Genomic DNA, 15,684 nt, shown 5'->3' with positions numbered 1-15,684 from the left:
TGGCTGGCGGCAGCTAGGAGGGACCGAAGCGATGAATGCAAACTGGATCATCCGCATGGTGCTGCGCCGCCTGATCGGGCGCGCGGTCGATGCCGGGCTGCGCCACGCCGCAGGCAGTGGCAAGCGCCGCCCTCAGGAGGGCGCAGGCGCAGGCCCCAGCCCGCAGCGCAAGCTGCGCAACGCAGCTTCGCGCATCCCCAAGGTCAAACCGGGGCGCTGGTAGGCAGCGCACCGGCGTGGCGCCGCAGGCCCAGGGCCTCCGCCGCGCCGCTGAGGGCCAGCAGCGCCGACAGCATCAGGCAGCCCGCCAGCCCCCAGGCTGCAAACAACAGCCCGCCGGCAAAGGGTGCCGCAAAGACGCACAGATAGGTGACGGTGCTGTAAAGCCCCATGATGGCGCCGCGCTGCGCAGCCTCCAGCGCGGTGAGCCGCGCCACCAGCAGGTTGAGGCCAAGATGCTGGAACACGCCCCACACCAGAGCAGTCCCCAGCAGCAGCCCGAAATGCGGCGCCACTGCCATCATCAGCACATAGCTGGCAGATATCACCAGGAACACCGGCGCGGTGGCGCGCGCCAGCCCCAGCCGGTCCAGGAGCGGATCGAGCAGCACGGCAAGGCCAAAGCCGATGCCATAGAACAGCGGCAAGAGACCGGCCTGGGTGGTGCTGCGCCCCAGCGTTTGGGTGATATGGGCGCCGGTGAAGAAATAGCTGCTGTAGAACCCCATCATCAGCAGGGCGGTTGCCAGGAGGCCGCGCGCGATCCCCGGCACCCGCAGCGCCGTCAGCGGTGAGGTCGCCTGGCCGCTGGGGCTGCCCGCGGCGCGCAGCGAGGCGGAAGCGCCCCACAACAGCAGCGCCACACCTGCCAGCGTGCCATAGACCGCGCGCCAGCCCGCGAGGTCGGTGGCCCAGGCGCTGACGCTGACGCCCAGCACCATCGACACCGTCCAGCCCGCCAGTACATACCCCAGCACACGCGCCTCGCGCCCCTTGGGGGCTATCACCGTTGCCAGCGTGTAGATCGAGGGCAGGGCGGCCCCGGCGGCCAGCCCGCAGAGGGCCTGCGCCGCCATCAGCCAGATGGCATCCGGGGCTGCGGCGCTGGCAGCCAACCCGGCCCCCAAGAGCAGGAGGGCGGCGCGCATTAGCCGCCCGGCGCCGATCCGGTCCCCAAGCGGCGCCAGCAGCAGCGCCGCCGCCGCAACCCCCAGCCCGTAAGCGCTGGCCGCCCGCATCACCTCAGCGGTGCTGGCAGTCAGGCTCTGGCTGACCGCCGTCACCACCGGCGACAGCAGCAGGGAATTCGCGCCAATCACGCCAATGGTGCTCATCAAGATCAGAATAGGGGTTCGCATGGGTTTACCTTGAAGAATGTTCAGGTATCCTTGCTATGTTCTGAATGAGGTTCTGTGAAGGGCGGACGGATATGGCCAAAGAAAAAACAGATGAGGTTCGGAGAAACGGCGGGGGTGCCCGTGTGCTGGACGCGTTGGACCGAAAAATATTAGGCGCGTTGAGCGTCGATGCGACGCTGTCCTACGCGGCCATCGGCCAGGAAGTCGGGCTGTCGGCCCCAGCGGTGCACGAACGGGTGAAGCGGCTGCGCGCCTCCGGCGCGATCCGGGCGACGGTGGCGCAGCTGGATGGCCCGGCGTCGGGAAAGCCGCTTCTGGCCTTCATCCATGTGGATACAGTGGGCTGGGGCAAGACAGCAAAGCTGCTGGCGCTGGAAGCCTGGCCGGAAGTGGAGGAAATCCACACTGCCACCGGCGACACCTGTCTGATCCTCAAGGTGCGGGTGGCCTCGCCGCATGCGCTGGAAGGGTTGCTGGCCCGCATCTATGACGTAGAGGGCGTGCGCGGCACCCGCACCTATATGACGCTCTCCACCCATCTGGAGCGCACCGTGCAGGCCGGTGTCAGCGCAGAGCTGGAGGAAGAGCTGTATATCAAGCGCTGAGGCGCGCCGGATGTCCTACTCCGGCGTCTTGAAGTGCTTCGACAGCTTCAGCCCCTGGCCCTGGTAATTGGAGGCAATGCCGGAGCCATAAAGCTGTTCCGGTACCTCGGCCATCTTCTCGTAGACCAGCCGCCCGACGACCTGGCCGTGCTCCAGCACAAACGGCGCCTCGTGGCAGCGCACCTCCAGCACCCCGCGCGAGCCGGTGCCGCCAGCGGCGTCATGGCCGAAACCGGGGTCAAAGAAGCCCGCGTAATGCACCCGGAACTCCCCCACCATGGCCAGATAGGGCGCCATTTCCGCGGCAAAGGCGGGCGGGATATGCACTGCCTCGCGGCTCACCAGAATGTAGAACGCGCCGGGGTCCAGGATAATGCGGCCGTCCTTGGTGCGCACTTCCTCCCAATATTCCTGCGGGTCGTATTCGCCGATCCGGTCCAGATCGATAACGCCGGTATGCGGCTTGGCGCGGTAACCGACCAGATCGGTGCCGGGCAGTTTCAGATCGACGGAGAAACCCAGGCCGTCCTCAATCACCGCCTCGCCGTTGACCAGCGGGGTGCCGGCGTGCAGCATCTTCAGTTCTGCATCCGACAGCACCGCCTGGCCGGTGCGGAAGCGGATCTGATTGAGGCGCATACCCGGGCGCACCAGCACTGAAAAGGAGCGCGGGCAAATCTCGGCGTACAGCGGGCCGGTGTAGCCAGGCTTGATGCGGTCGAACTCCTCGCCGCCATCGGTGATGGTGCGGGTCAGAAGGTCCAGCCGCCCGGTGGAGCTTTTGGCATTGGCGACGGCAGAGACACCCTGCGGCAGCGCCAGCCCTTCCATCAGCGGAACCACGTAGACGCAGCCCTTTTCAAGCACCGCGCCGCCATCCAGGCTGATGCGGTGCATCTCAAATTCGCTCAGCCGGTCGGAAACGCTGCGTCCCTGGCCTGTCAGAAATGAGGCGCGCACCCGGTAGGCCACCTGGCCCAGCCGCAGGTCGAGGCTGGCGGGCTGCACCTGGCCTTCGACCAGCGGGGTGCTGACGGTGATCTCCCCGCGCTCCAGCATGTTTTCAATGATTTGGCTGGGCAAAACGCCTGTCATTTCCTGTCCCCCTCCGCGCGCCGGCTTTGCGGCGATGCTGGCTCAAACGGCACCTGTTCGCAATCCCTGAACGCAGCCGTCAAAGCCTTGCGCAGGATACGAAAACGCCCGGGTGCGTGAACACCCGGGCGTTTTTCATATGGTCGGGCTAGCAGGACTCGAACCTGCGACCTTCCGTCCCCCAGACGGACGCGCTACCAGGCTGCGCCATAGCCCGTTGAAGAGCCTTCTAACCGTTTTCACGGCAGGGGCAAGAGGGTGCGGCAAGATTTTTTGCGGGCCCCTTTAAAAATCCTGACGGCTGAGGATGTTGCGGCGTATCCGTGCGTACGGTCCGGCTCCCCGTTCAGGAACGGCCGCCCACCAGATCCCGCAGTTCCTCCGCGCAGGCCTCGATTTCGGCCACAGACTGCAGCGGCAGGCTGCTGGTTGCTGCCAGCAGGGTGAGGAGGCGGGGCGCCGTGCGGACCGCGGGGCGGACAGGGGCGGGCCGCTCTGCCGCGGGGAGCGGTTCCAGAGGCTGCAGCTCGGCAGGTTCGTCCTCGGCGCCATCCGTGCTGTCACTCTGCGGCAAGCCGCCGTCGTCTTCCTTTGCCTCATCGCCGCCGTTGAAACCGCCGACAAATTCCAGCGCGTCAACCTGGCGCGCGGCCTCGTCCAGGTCATGCGGCGGGAAGGCGGCTGCAGGATCGGAAGGCGCGTCCGGTTCCGGGGCGGATTCGGGCGCGGGGCCGGACTCCGTGCTGTCAAAGGCAAATGCCAGCGGCTCTTCGGGCTGAAGACCTGCCGCTTCGGCCAGCGTGTCCTCTGCCGGTGCAGGCTCCGCCGGCTGTTCTGGTTCGGGCTCCGAATCCGGTGCAAACGGTCCGGGTTCGATGCCGGCTGCAAACGGCACCGGGCCGTCAGACGGGACCTCTGGCAAGTCCTCTGGCGGCTCTTCGGACAGGGCCATGCCGGGGGCAGGGCTGTCTCCTCCGGCATGCCCTGGCTCAGCCGCCGGGGCCGTTTCCGCTGTCTCATCCTGATCAGGCAGCGGAGCGATGTCTTCCAGCGGGGCCGGTACGGTCTCAGGTTCCGGTGCCAGCTCTGCTGCAGGGCTGATCTCTGCGGCGGCTGAGTTGTCTTGCGGTTCTTCCAGCGCAGTCTCCTGCGGCGGCTCTGGCGGAATTCCGGCGGCTTCGCTGCTGCTGTCTGCGGGGGCAAAGAGGGGTGAGGCGGATTCGCTGACCGTCTGCGCCACGGACTCTTCGGCGGGCTGCGGTTCTGGCTCTGCCGCAGGGGCAAACCCGCCGGGCTTCGCCTGGTCATCCGGCACTGCGGCCTCGGCGGCCGGTTCAAAAGCGTCTTCTCCGGCAGCGGCCGCTTCCGGCGCCACGGGGATATCTTGCAAACTGCCAGCCACAGGCGCGTCCGGTTCCTGCTCTGCCGGTGTTTTCTCTGCCAGTGTTTCTTCTGCCAGAGACTCTTCTGCCTGTGTCTCGAACGGCTCTTCAGTGCCGCCGCCGAAACTCTGCTCTGCCGCGGGCGCACCGTCCTGCGGCGCACCGTCTTGCGGCGCAATGGGCTCCAGTTCCATCTGCATCTGCGGGACGGCGGCAGCTTCGGGCCTTGGGGCTGCGGGCGCGGCCGGGGCAGGCGGCGGCGTATCCTCGCCGGAAGGTTGCGGGAAACCAAGCACATTGCTGTCTTCACCGCTGTCGCCGCCGGTGTCTGCGGATGTCTCCTCTGCGGCCTGTGCCGCCAGCTCCAGCGAGCCTTTCCAGTCATCGCCCAGCTTTTCCGCAGGCGGCACGGGGGCGGGCTTTTCCGCCGCCTCGCAGTCCAGCGGGTGCGACAGGCCGGCGACATGGGTCACGCCATGCTCCCGCAGAAGCGCCTGCACGTCCTTGATTGCCATGCCGTCGTCGTGCAGCAGCTTCCTGATGCCGCCCAGCAGCTGCATGTCCGCAGGCCGGTAATAGCGCCGCCCGCCGGCGCGCTTCACAGGTTTGACCTGGGTGAACTTGCTCTCCCAGAAGCGCAGAACATGCGCCTGCACGCCCAGCCATTCCGCAACTTCGCTAATGGTGCGGAAGGCGTCCGGTGATTTTGACATGGCTCAATTGGTCCCGTTTTATTTACGGTTGCCGTCTGCCACGCGGTCTTTCATCAGGTGGGAGGGCCGGAAGGTCAGCACGCGGCGCGGCTGAATCGGCACTTCTTCGCCCGTCTTCGGGTTGCGTCCGACCCGGGCTGACTTGTCCCTAACGCTGAATGTCCCGAACGAGGAGATCTTCACCTGTTCACCGCGCACCAGGGCGTCCGACATATGCTGCAGCATGCTTTCCACCAGCTGCGCGCTTTCGTTGCGCGACAGGCCGACTTCCCGGAAAACAGCTTCACTCAAATCCATTCGTGTAAGTGTTTTTTCGCCCATACCAATCCCCGTTGTTTGCCAAAGCATAGGGCGTTGGGAATTTCCCTGTCAATATCAATGAATTGCGCCGGGGAATTCGGGCGGAAATCGGGCCCGCGCGGTTACCAGCGCAGCACAACTGCGCCCCAAGCCAAGCCGCCGCCGATGGCCTCGGTCACGATCAGATCGCCTTCTTTGATCTGGCCGCGCTCTTTGCCGACAGAAAGGGCCAGCGGAATGGAGGCGGCGGAGGTGTTGCCGTGATCCTGCACGGTTACCACCACGTTGTCCATGCTCAGCCCCATTTTCTTGGCGGTGCCCTGGATGATACGGATGTTGGCCTGATGCGGCACGATCCAGTCGACATCCGCGGCGGAGAGCCCGGCGCGGTCCAGCGCAGTGTTGGCGGTGGAGGCCAGCTTTTCGACCGCGTGACGGAACACCTGGTTGCCCTGCATCCGCAGATGGCCGGTAGACTGGGTCGAAACGCCGCCGTCGACGTACAGCAGATCTTTGTACCGGCCGTCGGAATTGAGGTCGGTGGCGAGGATGCCGCGGTCCTTGTTGGTGCCCGCCAGTTCCTGGCCTTCGAGCAGCAGCGCGCCGGCGCCGTCACCGAACAGCACGCAGGTGGCGCGGTCGGTCCAGTCCATGATGCGGCTGAAGGTTTCCGCCCCAATCACCATCACCCGGTTTGCCTGGCCCGAGGCGATCAGCGCGCTGGCGTTGGACAGCGCGTAAACGAAGCCTGCGCAGACCGCCTGGACGTCAAAGGCAAAGCCCTTGGTCATGCCCAGCTTGGACTGCACCATGGTGGCCGCAGAGGGGAAGGTGAGATCCGGGGTGGAGGTGGCGACAACAATCGCGTCGACATCATCCGCCGTCAGGCCTGCGTCCGCCAAAGCGCGTGTCGCTGCCTTGGCGGCCATGTCGGATGTGGTCTCTCCCTCGGCGGCGAAATGGCGGCGTTCGATGCCGGACCGGCTGCGGATCCATTCGTCCGATGTATCCAGCGTGGCTTCGAATTCCGCGTTTTCAACCACCCGCTCAGGGAGATAGTGTCCTGTGCCAACAACTACCGCGCGTCGCGTCATTCGTCTGCCTGCCTATATCAGTCTTTTTCGGTGGCTGTCCGCATGCCGCGGGCAGCAGTAATATCTTGGGTGTGGGCGCCGGCAGATGCAACCCGCGCCGCCAGTTTTTCGGCGAATCCGTGCTGTGCCAGGCGAAAAGCCAGCTTGACCGCGGCAGAGACGCCGGTAGCATCGGCGCCGCCGTGGGATTTTACCACGGTGCCGTTGAGGCCCAGGAACACGCCGCCGTTCACCCGGCGCGGGTCCATGCGCTTGGACAGCCGCTTGAGCGAGGTCATCGCCAGAACCGCGGCAATCTTTGACAGGAACGAATATTCAAACGCTTCGCGCAGGGCGGTGCGCATCACCCGCGCTGTGCCTTCGCCGGTCTTGATCGCAACATTGCCGGTAAAGCCGTCGGTGACGATCACGTCCACCGCATCGCCGGGAATGTCGCTGCCTTCGACGAAGCCGACGAATTCATAACTCGCCTGCTCCGCATGGTCCGCAATCAGCCCATAGGCCTCTTTCAGTTCGGCGCGGCCCTTGTGCTCTTCGGTGCCGACATTCAGCAGACCCACCCGCGGGCGGGAGATGTCCATCGAGTTTCGCACGTAAGACGTGCCCATCAGGGCGTATTGCAGCAGATCCTCGGCGTCCGCCTTCACGTCGGCGCCGACATCCAGCATCACGTTGAAACCTTGCGGGTTCAGCGAGGGCCAGAGGATTGCAATGGCAGGACGGTTGACGCCGGGCAGCTTGCGCAGGCGCAGCATCGACAGCGCCATCAGCGCGCCGGTGTTGCCGCAGGACACCGCCCCGGCAGCCTCGCCGTTCTTGACCGCATCCAGCGCCGACCACATCGAGGTGCCCTTGCCGTTGCGCATCACCTGGCTTGGCTTGTCCTCCATCGTCACCACATCGCGGGCATCGCGAATCTCGACGCGGCCCTTGAGCGCGCGTTTTTTGGCAACCAGAGGTTCCAGCTGTTCGGCAGGCCCGTGCAGGATGAACCCGATATCCGGGTTCTTTTCCGCAGACATGGCAATGCCGGCCGCCACAACTGCGGGGCCGGCGTCTCCGCCCATGGCGTCAACAGAAATAATGATACGGCCGGCTTTTGCCTGATTTTGATCGGGTTCACCCGTCATGCGAAAGCCTGCCTGGCATCAGGATCCTGTCCGTGGCTTACGCCGCGTCCTCGTCGATCTCGATCTCGTCAGCCGCTGCGACGATTTCCTTGTCGTCGTAATGGCCGCAGGACGGGCACACGTGGTGCGGGCGCTTCAGCTCGCCGCAGTTGCCGCATTCGTTCGGGTTCGCAGCAACCAGTGCATCGTGCGCGCGGCGGTTGTTGCGGCGCGATTTGGATACTTTGTTCTGTTGGACGGCCATGTCTCAACCTTTGTCTGTTTGGGCCTTGGGGGCAGCCCCGCGGCGCGATTGCATTCTGTTCGATCAGTCTGACGTGCGTTTAGGCGTCTGCCCAAACATTGTCCAACCAAAAATTCCGATGAGCGCGCGAAAATACTGCGAATCTCCGCTGGCGCAAGCTGTTTTTTAAGACAGGCAGGGCGGCGGCGCCAGAGGCAGATTTTCTGCGCCGCAAAAAATCTGCGCTCAGTCCTCATCTTTCAGCCGGCCGCGCAGCGCAGCCAGGCCGGCAAAGGGTTTGGTGTCCTCGTCGCGCATCGGCTGCACGCCGTCCTCGGCATAGACCGCCTCGCCCAGCTCGGCGCCGTCCTTGCGCGGGTAGGCAGGAATGTGCAGCGCCAGCGCCTCGGCCATGACCACTGCCGGGTCGATATGGGTGCTCAGCGGCTCTACGCTGTCATCCTCCGGCATTTCCACCTCGGCGCCTTCCGGGGTCTCAAACCTGGCCAGATAGGTGATTTCCACCGGCTCTTCGATGCGCGTGGTCACCGGCTCCAGCGTCACCACGCAATCCTGCACCACGGTGGCGCCCAGGCGGCCGGCCAGTTTCCAGTCTTTTTTGCCCATGGCCTTGATCTCGCCGGTGAAGCGGAGCTTGCGGAGGGCATTCACCCCCAATTCCGCTGCCAGCGCGGCCATGTCAGCCTTGTCCGGGGTGATTTCAAAGGCGGTGGCGGCGTTTTGCGGCAGATCCGCGACCCGCAGGGCGGTGCTCTCAGACATATTCGGGAACTTTCGTTTCTTGAACCGGAAGCGGTCATTAGGTAATCGGGTTCAAAGACGTATTCAAGCCGCAGTTCGAAGCGGAGACTGGGGGGCAGTCATGATCGGCAAGACGTTACACACGAAAAAGGTGCTGCGCGGCGCGGTGCTGGCAGCGGCGGTGCTGGCAGTTGCGGCCTGCGCGCCGATTTACCGCAAACACGGCTACGTGCCGACGCCGGACCAGCTGGCAGAGGTGGTGCCGGGCGTGGACACGCGGGATTCGGTGGCCGAAACCATCGGCGTCCCGACCTCGACAGGGGTGCTGAACGACAGCGGTTATTACTATGTGGCCACCCGTTTCCGCCACTATGGCGCAGCGGCGCCCAAGCCGGTGGCGCGCGATCTGGTGGCGATCAGCTTTGACGCGGCCGGGGTGGTGCAGGGGATCGAACGCTACAGCCTGGAAGACGGCAAGGCGGTGCCGCTGGAGCGCCGGGTGACAAGCTCCGGCGTGCAGGACAACACGTTCCTGCGCCAGTTGCTGGGCAACCTGGGCTCATTCAATCCAGGCCAGTTCCTGGACAACGAATAGGCCGGTTTCATTGGTTTGCCGCAGCGCCTGTGGTCCCGGCTGAGCCCGAAGCGGGGAGGCCGCTGTGGCGGAACCTGAGATTTTGCTGAGCAAGGGACGCTACCGCGCCCGTCTGGCGGCGGACACGGCGGATGTGGCCGCGGCGCAGGCGCTGCGGTCGTTGTGTTTCCGCACAGAACACCCTGACAACGATGCTTTTGACCGCGTCTGCAGCCATGTTCTGGTGGAGGAAGAGGCTGACGGCACGCTGGTCTGCTGTTTCCGGCTGCTGCTGCTGGAGAGCGGCGCGGAGCTGGGGCGCAGCTATGCCGCGCAATTCTATGATCTGACGGCCTTGCAAGGGTTTGCGGGGCAGATGGCAGAGCTGGGCCGCTTTTGCAGTCATCCTGCGTGGCGCGACCCCGACATCCTGCGGCTGGCCTGGGGGGCACTGACCGGGCTTGTCGACGCGCAAGGGGTGCGGATGCTGTTCGGCTGCGCGTCCTTTACGGGTACCTCCGCCGCGCCTTACCTCGACGCTTTTGCGCTGCTCCGGATTCGGCATCTTGCTCCGGCGCAATGGCTGCCGGGGGAGAGGGCGCCTGAGGTATTCCGCTTTGCCGCCGGGCCGCAGCTGGAGCCGGATGTGAAGAAAGCGCTGCAAATGATGCCGCCGCTGCTGCGGACCTATCTGGCGATGGGCGGCTGGGTCAGCAATCATGCCGTGGTGGACCGGCGGATGAACACGCTGCATGTGTTTACCGGCCTGGAAACCGGCGCAATTCCGGAGGCCCGCAAACGGCTGCTGCGGGCGGTGGCCGGGTGAATTTGAGTATTTTTGGAAAGATGAAAGCGGAGCGTTGACGTGATTTTGCCGCCGGGGTAGCTGGCTGGCATGGCACGTATTCCTCTTTTGCAGATGTCCGGCATTTCCCTCACCTTTGGGGGCGATCCGGTTTTTTCGAACCTCGATCTGGTGGTGCAGCCCGGCGACCGGGTGGCGCTGGTGGGCCGCAACGGCTCGGGAAAATCCACCCTGATGAAGGTGATGGCGGGGCTTGTTGAAGCGGACACTGGCGATATCGTGGTGCCGCCGGGAAAATCCGTCGGCTACATGGAGCAAGACCCGAAGATGGATGGGTTTGCGACCTTGGGCGATTTTGCCGCCAGCGAACTGGACCCCGGCGAGATGTACAAGGTGGAGCGCGCGGGCGAAGGGCTGAAATTCGATCCTGCACGGCCGGTGGAAACCGCCTCTGGCGGGGAGCGGCGGCGCGCCGCACTGGCCAAGCTGATGGCCGAAGCGCCGGACCTGATGCTGCTGGACGAGCCGACCAACCATCTGGATATCGAGGCGATCACCTGGCTGGAGAATGAGCTGAAGGCGACCCGTGCGGCCTTTGTGCTGATTTCCCACGACCGGGCGTTTCTGCGGGCGCTGACCCGCGCCACCCTGTGGGTCGACCGCGGCGAGGTGCGCCGCCAGGAAAAGGGGTTTGAGCATTTCGAGGCCTGGCGCGATAAGGTCTGGGATGACGAGGACATGCAGCGCCACAAGCTGAACCGGCTGATCAAGTCGGAAAGCCGCTGGGCGGTGGAGGGAATTTCCGCCCGCCGCAAGCGCAACATGGGCCGGGTGCGGGCGCTGCAGGACCTGAAGGCGGAGCGTGCAGGCCAGATCAAGCGCCAGGGCGCGGCGGAGATGGCGCTGGAGGCCGGCCCTAAGTCGGGCCGTAAGGTGATCGAGGCGGAAGGCCTGAGCAAGGCATTCGGCGGCAAGGAGATTGTCCGGGATTTCTCATTGAAGGTGCAGCGCGGCGACCGGGTGGCTTTTGTCGGCCCCAATGGCGCCGGGAAAACCACGCTGTTGAAAATGCTGCTGGGAATGGAAGACCCGGATTCGGGGGCTGTGCAGCTGGGCACCAATCTGGAGGTTGCGCTGTTCGACCAGACCCGCGATCAGCTGGACGGCGATTCGACCCTGTGGGAGAACCTGACCGCCGATCCGCTGTTGGGGATTTCCGGCAAGGCTGACCAGGTGATGGTTCGCGGCCAACCCAAGCATGTGGTGGGCTACCTGAAGGAGTTTCTGTTCGACGAGCGGCAGGCGCGTGCGCCTGTGCGGTCGCTCTCGGGCGGGGAGAAGGCGCGGCTCTTGCTGGCGCGGCTGATGGCGCGGTCCTCGAATCTGTTGGTGCTTGATGAACCGACCAACGATCTGGATGTGGAGACGCTGGACCTGCTGCAGGAGCTGCTCGACAACTATGATGGCACCGTGCTGCTGGTAAGCCACGACCGGGATTTCCTGGACCGGGTGGCGACCACCACAATTGCGATGGAAGGCAACGGACGGGCTACGGCCTATGCCGGCGGCTGGAGCGATTACATCGCGCAGCGCGGGCCGCTGGAGGTCGCGGACCGGCCGGAAAAGGTGAAGCCTGCGAAGGTGAAGCCCAAGCAGGAAAGCCAGCCCAAGGACGGTCTGAGCTTCAAGGAAAAGCACCGGCTGGACGCGCTGCCCGGCGAGATCGAACGGCTGGAGGCGGAGGTTGGCAAGCTGCAGGAGCTGATGAGCGATCCGGAGCTGTTCACCCGCGAGCCGGTCAAGTTCAAGAAGGCCACCGAGGCGCTGGTGGAGCGGCAGGAGAAACTGGCCGCCGCCGAGGAGGAATGGCTGGAACTGGAGGAAAAAGCCGGAAGCTGAGGCGGCTCTTTAGTTAGGTCAGCCCACCTGACCAAATGTTTCGCGCGCGAAACATTTGGTCAAAGATGCTGCCGTAATGCTTTGGAAAGTATTGGGAAAGTTTAACCGCAGATGAAGGCGGCGGGCGCAGTCTTTACCCTTTGATTACCCCTGACGGGGGCGGGCGGGATTGCCGGTGACGGTCTGGCCCGCGGCTACGTCCTTGGTCACCACGGCGCCTGCGCCGACGATGGCGCCGTCGCCGATGGTGACACCGGGCAGAATGATCGCACCGCCGCCGATCCAGACGTTTGCCCCCAGGGTAACAGGGTAGGCGATTTCCAGGCCTTTCGCCCGTAAGTCTTTGTCCTTGTGGTGCTGGGCGCAGTAGATCTGCACGTTCGGCCCCAGCATGGTGCCGTCGCCGATGGTGACGGGGGCAGTGTCCAGAAGGGTGCAGCCCGCGTTCATGTAGACGTTGTTTCCAAGGGTGATGTTGATGCCGTAGGCGCAGTGGAACGGTGCCTCGATCAAGCAGTTTTCGCCATGGGCCGCGAAGAGCGCGACAAGCGGCGGGTTAAGCCGTTCGGCCGGATCAGGCGGGGCCGTGTTGTGCTGCTGCACCGCAACCCGGGCCTGATGGCGCAACGCCGAGAGTTCGCTGTCCAGGCAACAGTACCACTCGCCAGCCTGCATTTTCTGCCGTTCGGATTTGTTCATCGGGGCCTCCTGACCCGGAGTGAAGGGCGGAGGGCCGGGATTGTCAACGGCCGGGCAACTCCCGCGCCCGCAGGCGCCCTGGCTTCGCCAAGGCGCCCTTGTGCGGCCTTGGGCCCGGCACCGCTGGCGCGGTGCCGGGCGGGCAGCAGCTCAGGCGGTTTGGGTCATTTCATTGAGGGTAAAGGCGGCCACCGCGCCCTCGGTAGCGGCCATGTAAGCGGCCAGATGCGGCGCGTTCATGTGCTGCTGCCACAGGTCGCGCGACTCCCAGGTTTCATTGAATACGAAAAACCCGGGCGTTTGGTTGTCCTGGTGGAGGTCGTAGCGGATGCAACCGTCCTCGGCGCGGGTGATGGGCACCAGCTTTTCGAGTTCTGCTTTCACCAGGGCTTCCTTGCCGGGCTGGGCGGTAATCTGGGCGAGAATTGTCAGGGCCATTTGGGCCTCCTGTGCTTGAGAGGTGTGACGGGACGGGATATGGCTGCATGGTGTATTCTGCGCAAGAACGCACGTTTTGTGAGGGTAGGTACAGAATGGATACTGTAAATCAGTGCGAAAGCCGGGCGGCACGGTTCGAGTCTTACGATTGCAGCGGCGGCTGCCCGGTTGAGGCGGCGCTGGAGCAGATCTCAGGCAAGTGGAAGGGGCTGATCGTCTATCACCTGCTGCCCGGCACCTTGCGGTTCAATGCCCTGGCGCGGGCGCTGGGGGATGTAACGCAGCGCAGCCTGACCAAGCAGCTGCGGGAGCTGGAGGCGGACGGCATCGTGCACCGCAAGGTCTATGCCGAGGTGCCGCCGCGGGTGGAATACAGCCTGACCGGCAAGGGGCAGGCGCTGCGCCCGGTGATCGAGGCGCTGGCGGCCTGGGGTTCCGGGCCGGGGAGCTAAGGCAGCAGCTTGGCAAGAAGCTCCCGCGGCCGCAGGTGCCCTGGCTGCGCCAAGGCGCCTTTGTGCGGCCTTGGGCCGCGCATTGCTGCGCAATGCAGACAGATCTGCTGAGAAGCGCTTGAGGGGCAGCTGTGCCCCTCAAGACGCCGTATCGAGTGTGTTTGCCGCTGCTTGCGCGGCAGGGGGTCAGCGCATGCGCAGGGCGCCGTCGATGCGGATGACTTCGCCGTTCAGATAGCCCATTTCGACGATGAAGCCCGCGAGGCGGCCATATTCACGCGGATCGCCCAGGCGGGCGGGGTTGGGGACGTCGGCGGCGAGCTGCTGCTGCACCTCTTCCGGCAGACCGGCCAGCATCGGGGTCATGAAGATGCCGGGCGCAATGGTCATCACCCGGATGCCGGAGGAGGCGAGATCCCGCGCCATCGGCAGGCACATGCCCGCGACGCCGCCCTTGGAGGCGGCATAGGCGGCTTGGCCCTTTTGCCCGTCAAAGGCGGCAATGGAGGCGGTGTTGATGATCACGCCGCGGGCGTTGTCCGCGTCCGGCGTGTTCCTGGCGATCTCAACGGCGGCCAGACGGGCGACGTTGAAGGTGCCGACCAGATTGATGTCGATGGTGCGCTTGTAGGCGTCCAGCGGATGCGCGCCGTCCTTGCCCACGGTCTTGGCGCCGATGGCGATGCCGGCGCAGTTTACGCAAGCGGTGATCCTGCCCATCTTCTCTGCGGCGTGGGTGATGGCGGCGGAGACTGAGTCTTCGCTGGTCACGTCGGTCTGGGCGAAGTGGCCGCCGATTTCCTCTGCCACTTGGGTGCCGCGTTCGGCGTCGCGGTCGAGGATGGTGACCTGGGCGCCTGCTTCGGCGAAATAGCGCGCGGTGGCCTCGCCGAGGCCGGAGGCGCCGCCAGTGACGACGGCTGCGGTGTCTGCAAGTTTCATGAGCGGGGCTCCTCCCGGTTATCTGAACATGTGTTCATATAATGGAGGGGCCGGGCACCTGTCCAGCGGGACGGGGCGTCGCGGAGTGTTACGGCGTCTGTCAGGCGCGCATCAGGCGGCGGTCGAGCCGGGCAAGAGGGCGTAAGAGACGGCCCAGCGGCGGCCAGAGGCCCCAGGTGCCGCCGAGGCGTTGCAGATGCGCGCCAGTGCCGAGTTTGAAGCGGGCGAGGGTGGGGGCGTCCTCTGTATTGATGAGGCCAAGATCGAGGCGGCAGATGCCCTTGGAGGCGAGCCAATTGGCGGCCTCCCACAGCAGCAGGGGGTGGGCGCTGAGCTGTTTGCCGCGCACGGTGGTGTGGGCGATGTGGTAGGTGGCGCCGGTGCCGTGGGTCAGAATCAGGATAGCGGCGACAGGGTCCTTGCCCTCAAACGCCTGGAACAGCTTGGCATGGCCCTTGTTTTCGCGCGCGTAGGCGAGGGTGAGGGGGATAGGCCAGCTGCGGTAGCCGCGGGCGGATTGCTGCTTTGCGTCGGCCCGGAACAGCCAGTGGCGCACGTCATGCGGCAGGTTCTGGCGGGTAAGGCGGAGGTTCTGCGTCTCGCCGTGCTTCAGCCGGTTGCGCCATTTCTGGTGCAGTGCGGCGCGGCGCTGGTCCGGGTCTTGGCTGAGGTCCCAGAATGCAGCATACGCTGGCGTAACCAGCGGTACCGCGCCGAGGCGGGAGAGATGCGGGGCCGGGGCCCCCGGCGACAGGATCAGCGGAGTGCGTGCGAGGCTGCTTGCGCGCAGGGCCGCCAGCAGGGGCGCGCAATCCGTCAGGTCTGCCCGGTTCACCATCGCCAGCCGCAGCCCGCCGCGCAGACGGCGCTGCAGCACCAGCGTGCCGTCCAGCATCAGGGGGTCCTGTCCGCAGGCCATCAGGGCGCGGGCAAACTCCGGCGATTGCTGGAGGGCGCGGGGCTGCGGGCGGAGGGGGGCTGTTGCGGGCAAATCGGGATAAGGAGCGCTGTCGAACATGGGTCCATTAACGCGCTGGAAACCTAAATCAGGGTTAATGAATGCATGAAAAAGACCAAACGGATCATGGGGCAGGCAGCAGCGGCCCCGCGGATGACCAAGGCAGCGGCGCTGCTGATTGCCACCGGCCTGTCGGTGCCGGTGTTTCTGGTGCTGACGCTGCTGGAGGCGCTGTTCTGAGGCAGGAGGGTTTTG

At 65.2% G+C, this 15,684-nt stretch carries 19 protein-coding genes and 1 tRNA gene; 7 read left to right on the top strand and 13 right to left on the bottom strand.

The genetic code is table 11. The features are described from left to right. Window positions 1–31 precede the first annotated feature (31 nt). Window positions 32–223: a hypothetical protein gene (locus tag AC5STB_RS19010; protein WP_495444344.1), complete on the top strand. Its 192-nt coding sequence runs from the start codon at window positions 32–34 to the stop codon at window positions 221–223. Here AC5STB_RS19010 and AC5STB_RS19005 read toward each other — a convergent pair. Then, window positions 204–1,358 carry an MFS transporter gene (locus AC5STB_RS19005; protein WP_495444343.1) on the bottom strand — a complete coding sequence of 385 codons (1,155 nt, stop codon included), beginning with the start codon at window positions 1,356–1,358 and terminating at the stop codon, window positions 204–206. The two genes, AC5STB_RS19010 and AC5STB_RS19005, sit on opposite strands and share 20 nt — an antisense overlap. 44 nt (window positions 1,359–1,402) lie before the next feature. On the opposite strand from AC5STB_RS19005, the gene AC5STB_RS19000 reads away from it, so the two are divergent. Further along, on the top strand, window positions 1,403–1,963 hold the full coding sequence (locus AC5STB_RS19000) for an Lrp/AsnC family transcriptional regulator (protein ID WP_495444342.1): 561 nt from the start codon (window positions 1,403–1,405) through the stop codon (window positions 1,961–1,963). 15 nt (window positions 1,964–1,978) lie between these two features. Here the strand turns inward: AC5STB_RS19000 and AC5STB_RS18995 are convergent, their stop codons facing one another. From AC5STB_RS18995 to AC5STB_RS18960, 8 genes are all read right to left on the bottom strand, one after another. Beyond that, entirely contained in the window at window positions 1,979–3,058 is a 1,080-nt protein-coding gene (locus AC5STB_RS18995; RefSeq protein ID WP_495444341.1) for a 2'-deoxycytidine 5'-triphosphate deaminase, read from the bottom strand. Window positions 3,059–3,198: 140 nt separating this feature from the next. Beyond that, a tRNA-Pro gene (locus tag AC5STB_RS18990) sits at window positions 3,199–3,275 on the bottom strand. A 129-nt stretch (window positions 3,276–3,404) separates the two neighbouring features. Then, a complete protein-coding gene (locus AC5STB_RS18985; protein ID WP_495444340.1) occupies window positions 3,405–5,153 on the bottom strand; it encodes a MerR family transcriptional regulator in 1,749 nt (582 codons plus the stop codon). A gap of 18 nt (window positions 5,154–5,171) precedes the next feature. Then, entirely contained in the window at window positions 5,172–5,474 is a 303-nt protein-coding gene (gene ihfA, locus AC5STB_RS18980) for an integration host factor subunit alpha (protein WP_008207184.1), read from the bottom strand. Window positions 5,475–5,575: 101 nt separating this feature from the next. Continuing rightward, window positions 5,576–6,547, bottom strand: coding sequence for a beta-ketoacyl-ACP synthase III (locus AC5STB_RS18975; RefSeq protein WP_495444339.1), 972 nt, complete (start codon window positions 6,545–6,547; stop codon window positions 5,576–5,578). A gap of 17 nt (window positions 6,548–6,564) precedes the next feature. After that, window positions 6,565–7,677, bottom strand: coding sequence for a phosphate acyltransferase PlsX (plsX, locus tag AC5STB_RS18970; RefSeq protein WP_495444338.1), 1,113 nt, complete (start codon window positions 7,675–7,677; stop codon window positions 6,565–6,567). A 37-nt stretch (window positions 7,678–7,714) separates the two neighbouring features. Then, window positions 7,715–7,921: a 50S ribosomal protein L32 gene (gene rpmF, locus AC5STB_RS18965; protein ID WP_008558107.1), complete on the bottom strand. Its 207-nt coding sequence runs from the start codon at window positions 7,919–7,921 to the stop codon at window positions 7,715–7,717. Window positions 7,922–8,146: 225 nt separating this feature from the next. Beyond that, window positions 8,147–8,683, bottom strand: a complete 537-nt coding sequence (locus tag AC5STB_RS18960) for a YceD family protein (protein WP_495444337.1) — start codon at window positions 8,681–8,683, stop codon at window positions 8,147–8,149. Window positions 8,684–8,783: 100 nt separating this feature from the next. Between AC5STB_RS18960 and AC5STB_RS18955 the strand changes: the two genes are divergently transcribed. The 3 genes from AC5STB_RS18955 (at window position 8,784) to AC5STB_RS18945 (ending at window position 11,940) form a co-directional block, all read left to right on the top strand. After that, window positions 8,784–9,257 carry an outer membrane protein assembly factor BamE gene (locus AC5STB_RS18955; protein ID WP_495444336.1) on the top strand — a complete coding sequence of 158 codons (474 nt, stop codon included), beginning with the start codon at window positions 8,784–8,786 and terminating at the stop codon, window positions 9,255–9,257. Between the two features lie 64 nt (window positions 9,258–9,321). Beyond that, window positions 9,322–10,062 carry a GNAT family N-acetyltransferase gene (locus tag AC5STB_RS18950; RefSeq protein WP_495444335.1) on the top strand — a complete coding sequence of 247 codons (741 nt, stop codon included), beginning with the start codon at window positions 9,322–9,324 and terminating at the stop codon, window positions 10,060–10,062. A gap of 69 nt (window positions 10,063–10,131) precedes the next feature. Further along, window positions 10,132–11,940, top strand: coding sequence for an ABC-F family ATP-binding cassette domain-containing protein (locus AC5STB_RS18945; RefSeq protein ID WP_495444334.1), 1,809 nt, complete (start codon window positions 10,132–10,134; stop codon window positions 11,938–11,940). A 144-nt stretch (window positions 11,941–12,084) separates the two neighbouring features. Here AC5STB_RS18945 and AC5STB_RS18940 read toward each other — a convergent pair whose 3' ends face one another. Both AC5STB_RS18940 and AC5STB_RS18935 read right to left on the bottom strand, forming a co-directional pair. Then, entirely contained in the window at window positions 12,085–12,639 is a 555-nt protein-coding gene (locus AC5STB_RS18940; RefSeq protein ID WP_495444333.1) for a sugar O-acetyltransferase, read from the bottom strand. 150 nt (window positions 12,640–12,789) lie between these two features. Next, window positions 12,790–13,077: a putative quinol monooxygenase gene (locus AC5STB_RS18935; protein ID WP_495444332.1), complete on the bottom strand. Its 288-nt coding sequence runs from the start codon at window positions 13,075–13,077 to the stop codon at window positions 12,790–12,792. A gap of 95 nt (window positions 13,078–13,172) precedes the next feature. On the opposite strand from AC5STB_RS18935, the gene AC5STB_RS18930 reads away from it, so the two are divergent. Further along, window positions 13,173–13,529: a winged helix-turn-helix transcriptional regulator gene (locus tag AC5STB_RS18930; protein WP_495444331.1), complete on the top strand. Its 357-nt coding sequence runs from the start codon at window positions 13,173–13,175 to the stop codon at window positions 13,527–13,529. A 186-nt stretch (window positions 13,530–13,715) separates the two neighbouring features. On the opposite strand, the gene AC5STB_RS18925 is transcribed toward AC5STB_RS18930, so the two are convergent. Beyond that, window positions 13,716–14,471, bottom strand: a complete 756-nt coding sequence (locus tag AC5STB_RS18925) for an SDR family NAD(P)-dependent oxidoreductase (RefSeq protein ID WP_495444330.1) — start codon at window positions 14,469–14,471, stop codon at window positions 13,716–13,718. Between the two features lie 100 nt (window positions 14,472–14,571). Continuing rightward, entirely contained in the window at window positions 14,572–15,489 is a 918-nt protein-coding gene (locus AC5STB_RS18920) for a GNAT family N-acetyltransferase (protein WP_495444329.1), read from the bottom strand. Window positions 15,490–15,534: 45 nt separating this feature from the next. Between AC5STB_RS18920 and AC5STB_RS18915 the strand changes: the two genes are divergently transcribed. Continuing rightward, entirely contained in the window at window positions 15,535–15,669 is a 135-nt protein-coding gene (locus tag AC5STB_RS18915) for a hypothetical protein (protein ID WP_495444328.1), read from the top strand. Window positions 15,670–15,684: the final 15 nt, after the last annotated feature.

This window comes from Leisingera sp. CC-HEC093, from assembly GCF_059429195.1.
This window is presented reverse-complemented; position numbering and strand designations above follow the sequence as displayed.

What these genes read in the sequence shown, in the direction of transcription:
- AC5STB_RS19010 (WP_495444344.1), top strand. Translation starts at nt 32, where the DNA reads ATGAATGCAAACTGGATCATCCGCATGGTGCTGCGCCGCCTGATCGGG.
- AC5STB_RS19005 (WP_495444343.1), bottom strand. Translation starts at nt 1,358, where the DNA reads ATGCGAACCCCTATTCTGATCTTGATGAGCACCATTGGCGTGATTGGC.
- AC5STB_RS19000 (WP_495444342.1), top strand. Translation starts at nt 1,403, where the DNA reads ATGAGGTTCTGTGAAGGGCGGACGGATATGGCCAAAGAAAAAACAGAT.
- AC5STB_RS18995 (WP_495444341.1), bottom strand. Translation starts at nt 3,058, where the DNA reads ATGACAGGCGTTTTGCCCAGCCAAATCATTGAAAACATGCTGGAGCGC.
- AC5STB_RS18985 (WP_495444340.1), bottom strand. Translation starts at nt 5,153, where the DNA reads ATGTCAAAATCACCGGACGCCTTCCGCACCATTAGCGAAGTTGCGGAA.
- ihfA (WP_008207184.1), bottom strand. Translation starts at nt 5,474, where the DNA reads ATGGGCGAAAAAACACTTACACGAATGGATTTGAGTGAAGCTGTTTTC.
- AC5STB_RS18975 (WP_495444339.1), bottom strand. Translation starts at nt 6,547, where the DNA reads ATGACGCGACGCGCGGTAGTTGTTGGCACAGGACACTATCTCCCTGAG.
- plsX (WP_495444338.1), bottom strand. Translation starts at nt 7,677, where the DNA reads ATGACGGGTGAACCCGATCAAAATCAGGCAAAAGCCGGCCGTATCATT.
- rpmF (WP_008558107.1), bottom strand. Translation starts at nt 7,921, where the DNA reads ATGGCCGTCCAACAGAACAAAGTATCCAAATCGCGCCGCAACAACCGC.
- AC5STB_RS18960 (WP_495444337.1), bottom strand. Translation starts at nt 8,683, where the DNA reads ATGTCTGAGAGCACCGCCCTGCGGGTCGCGGATCTGCCGCAAAACGCC.
- AC5STB_RS18955 (WP_495444336.1), top strand. Translation starts at nt 8,784, where the DNA reads ATGATCGGCAAGACGTTACACACGAAAAAGGTGCTGCGCGGCGCGGTG.
- AC5STB_RS18945 (WP_495444334.1), top strand. Translation starts at nt 10,132, where the DNA reads ATGGCACGTATTCCTCTTTTGCAGATGTCCGGCATTTCCCTCACCTTT.
- AC5STB_RS18940 (WP_495444333.1), bottom strand. Translation starts at nt 12,639, where the DNA reads ATGAACAAATCCGAACGGCAGAAAATGCAGGCTGGCGAGTGGTACTGT.
- AC5STB_RS18935 (WP_495444332.1), bottom strand. Translation starts at nt 13,077, where the DNA reads ATGGCCCTGACAATTCTCGCCCAGATTACCGCCCAGCCCGGCAAGGAA.
- AC5STB_RS18930 (WP_495444331.1), top strand. Translation starts at nt 13,173, where the DNA reads ATGGATACTGTAAATCAGTGCGAAAGCCGGGCGGCACGGTTCGAGTCT.
- AC5STB_RS18925 (WP_495444330.1), bottom strand. Translation starts at nt 14,471, where the DNA reads ATGAAACTTGCAGACACCGCAGCCGTCGTCACTGGCGGCGCCTCCGGC.
- AC5STB_RS18920 (WP_495444329.1), bottom strand. Translation starts at nt 15,489, where the DNA reads ATGTTCGACAGCGCTCCTTATCCCGATTTGCCCGCAACAGCCCCCCTC.
- AC5STB_RS18915 (WP_495444328.1), top strand. Translation starts at nt 15,535, where the DNA reads ATGAAAAAGACCAAACGGATCATGGGGCAGGCAGCAGCGGCCCCGCGG.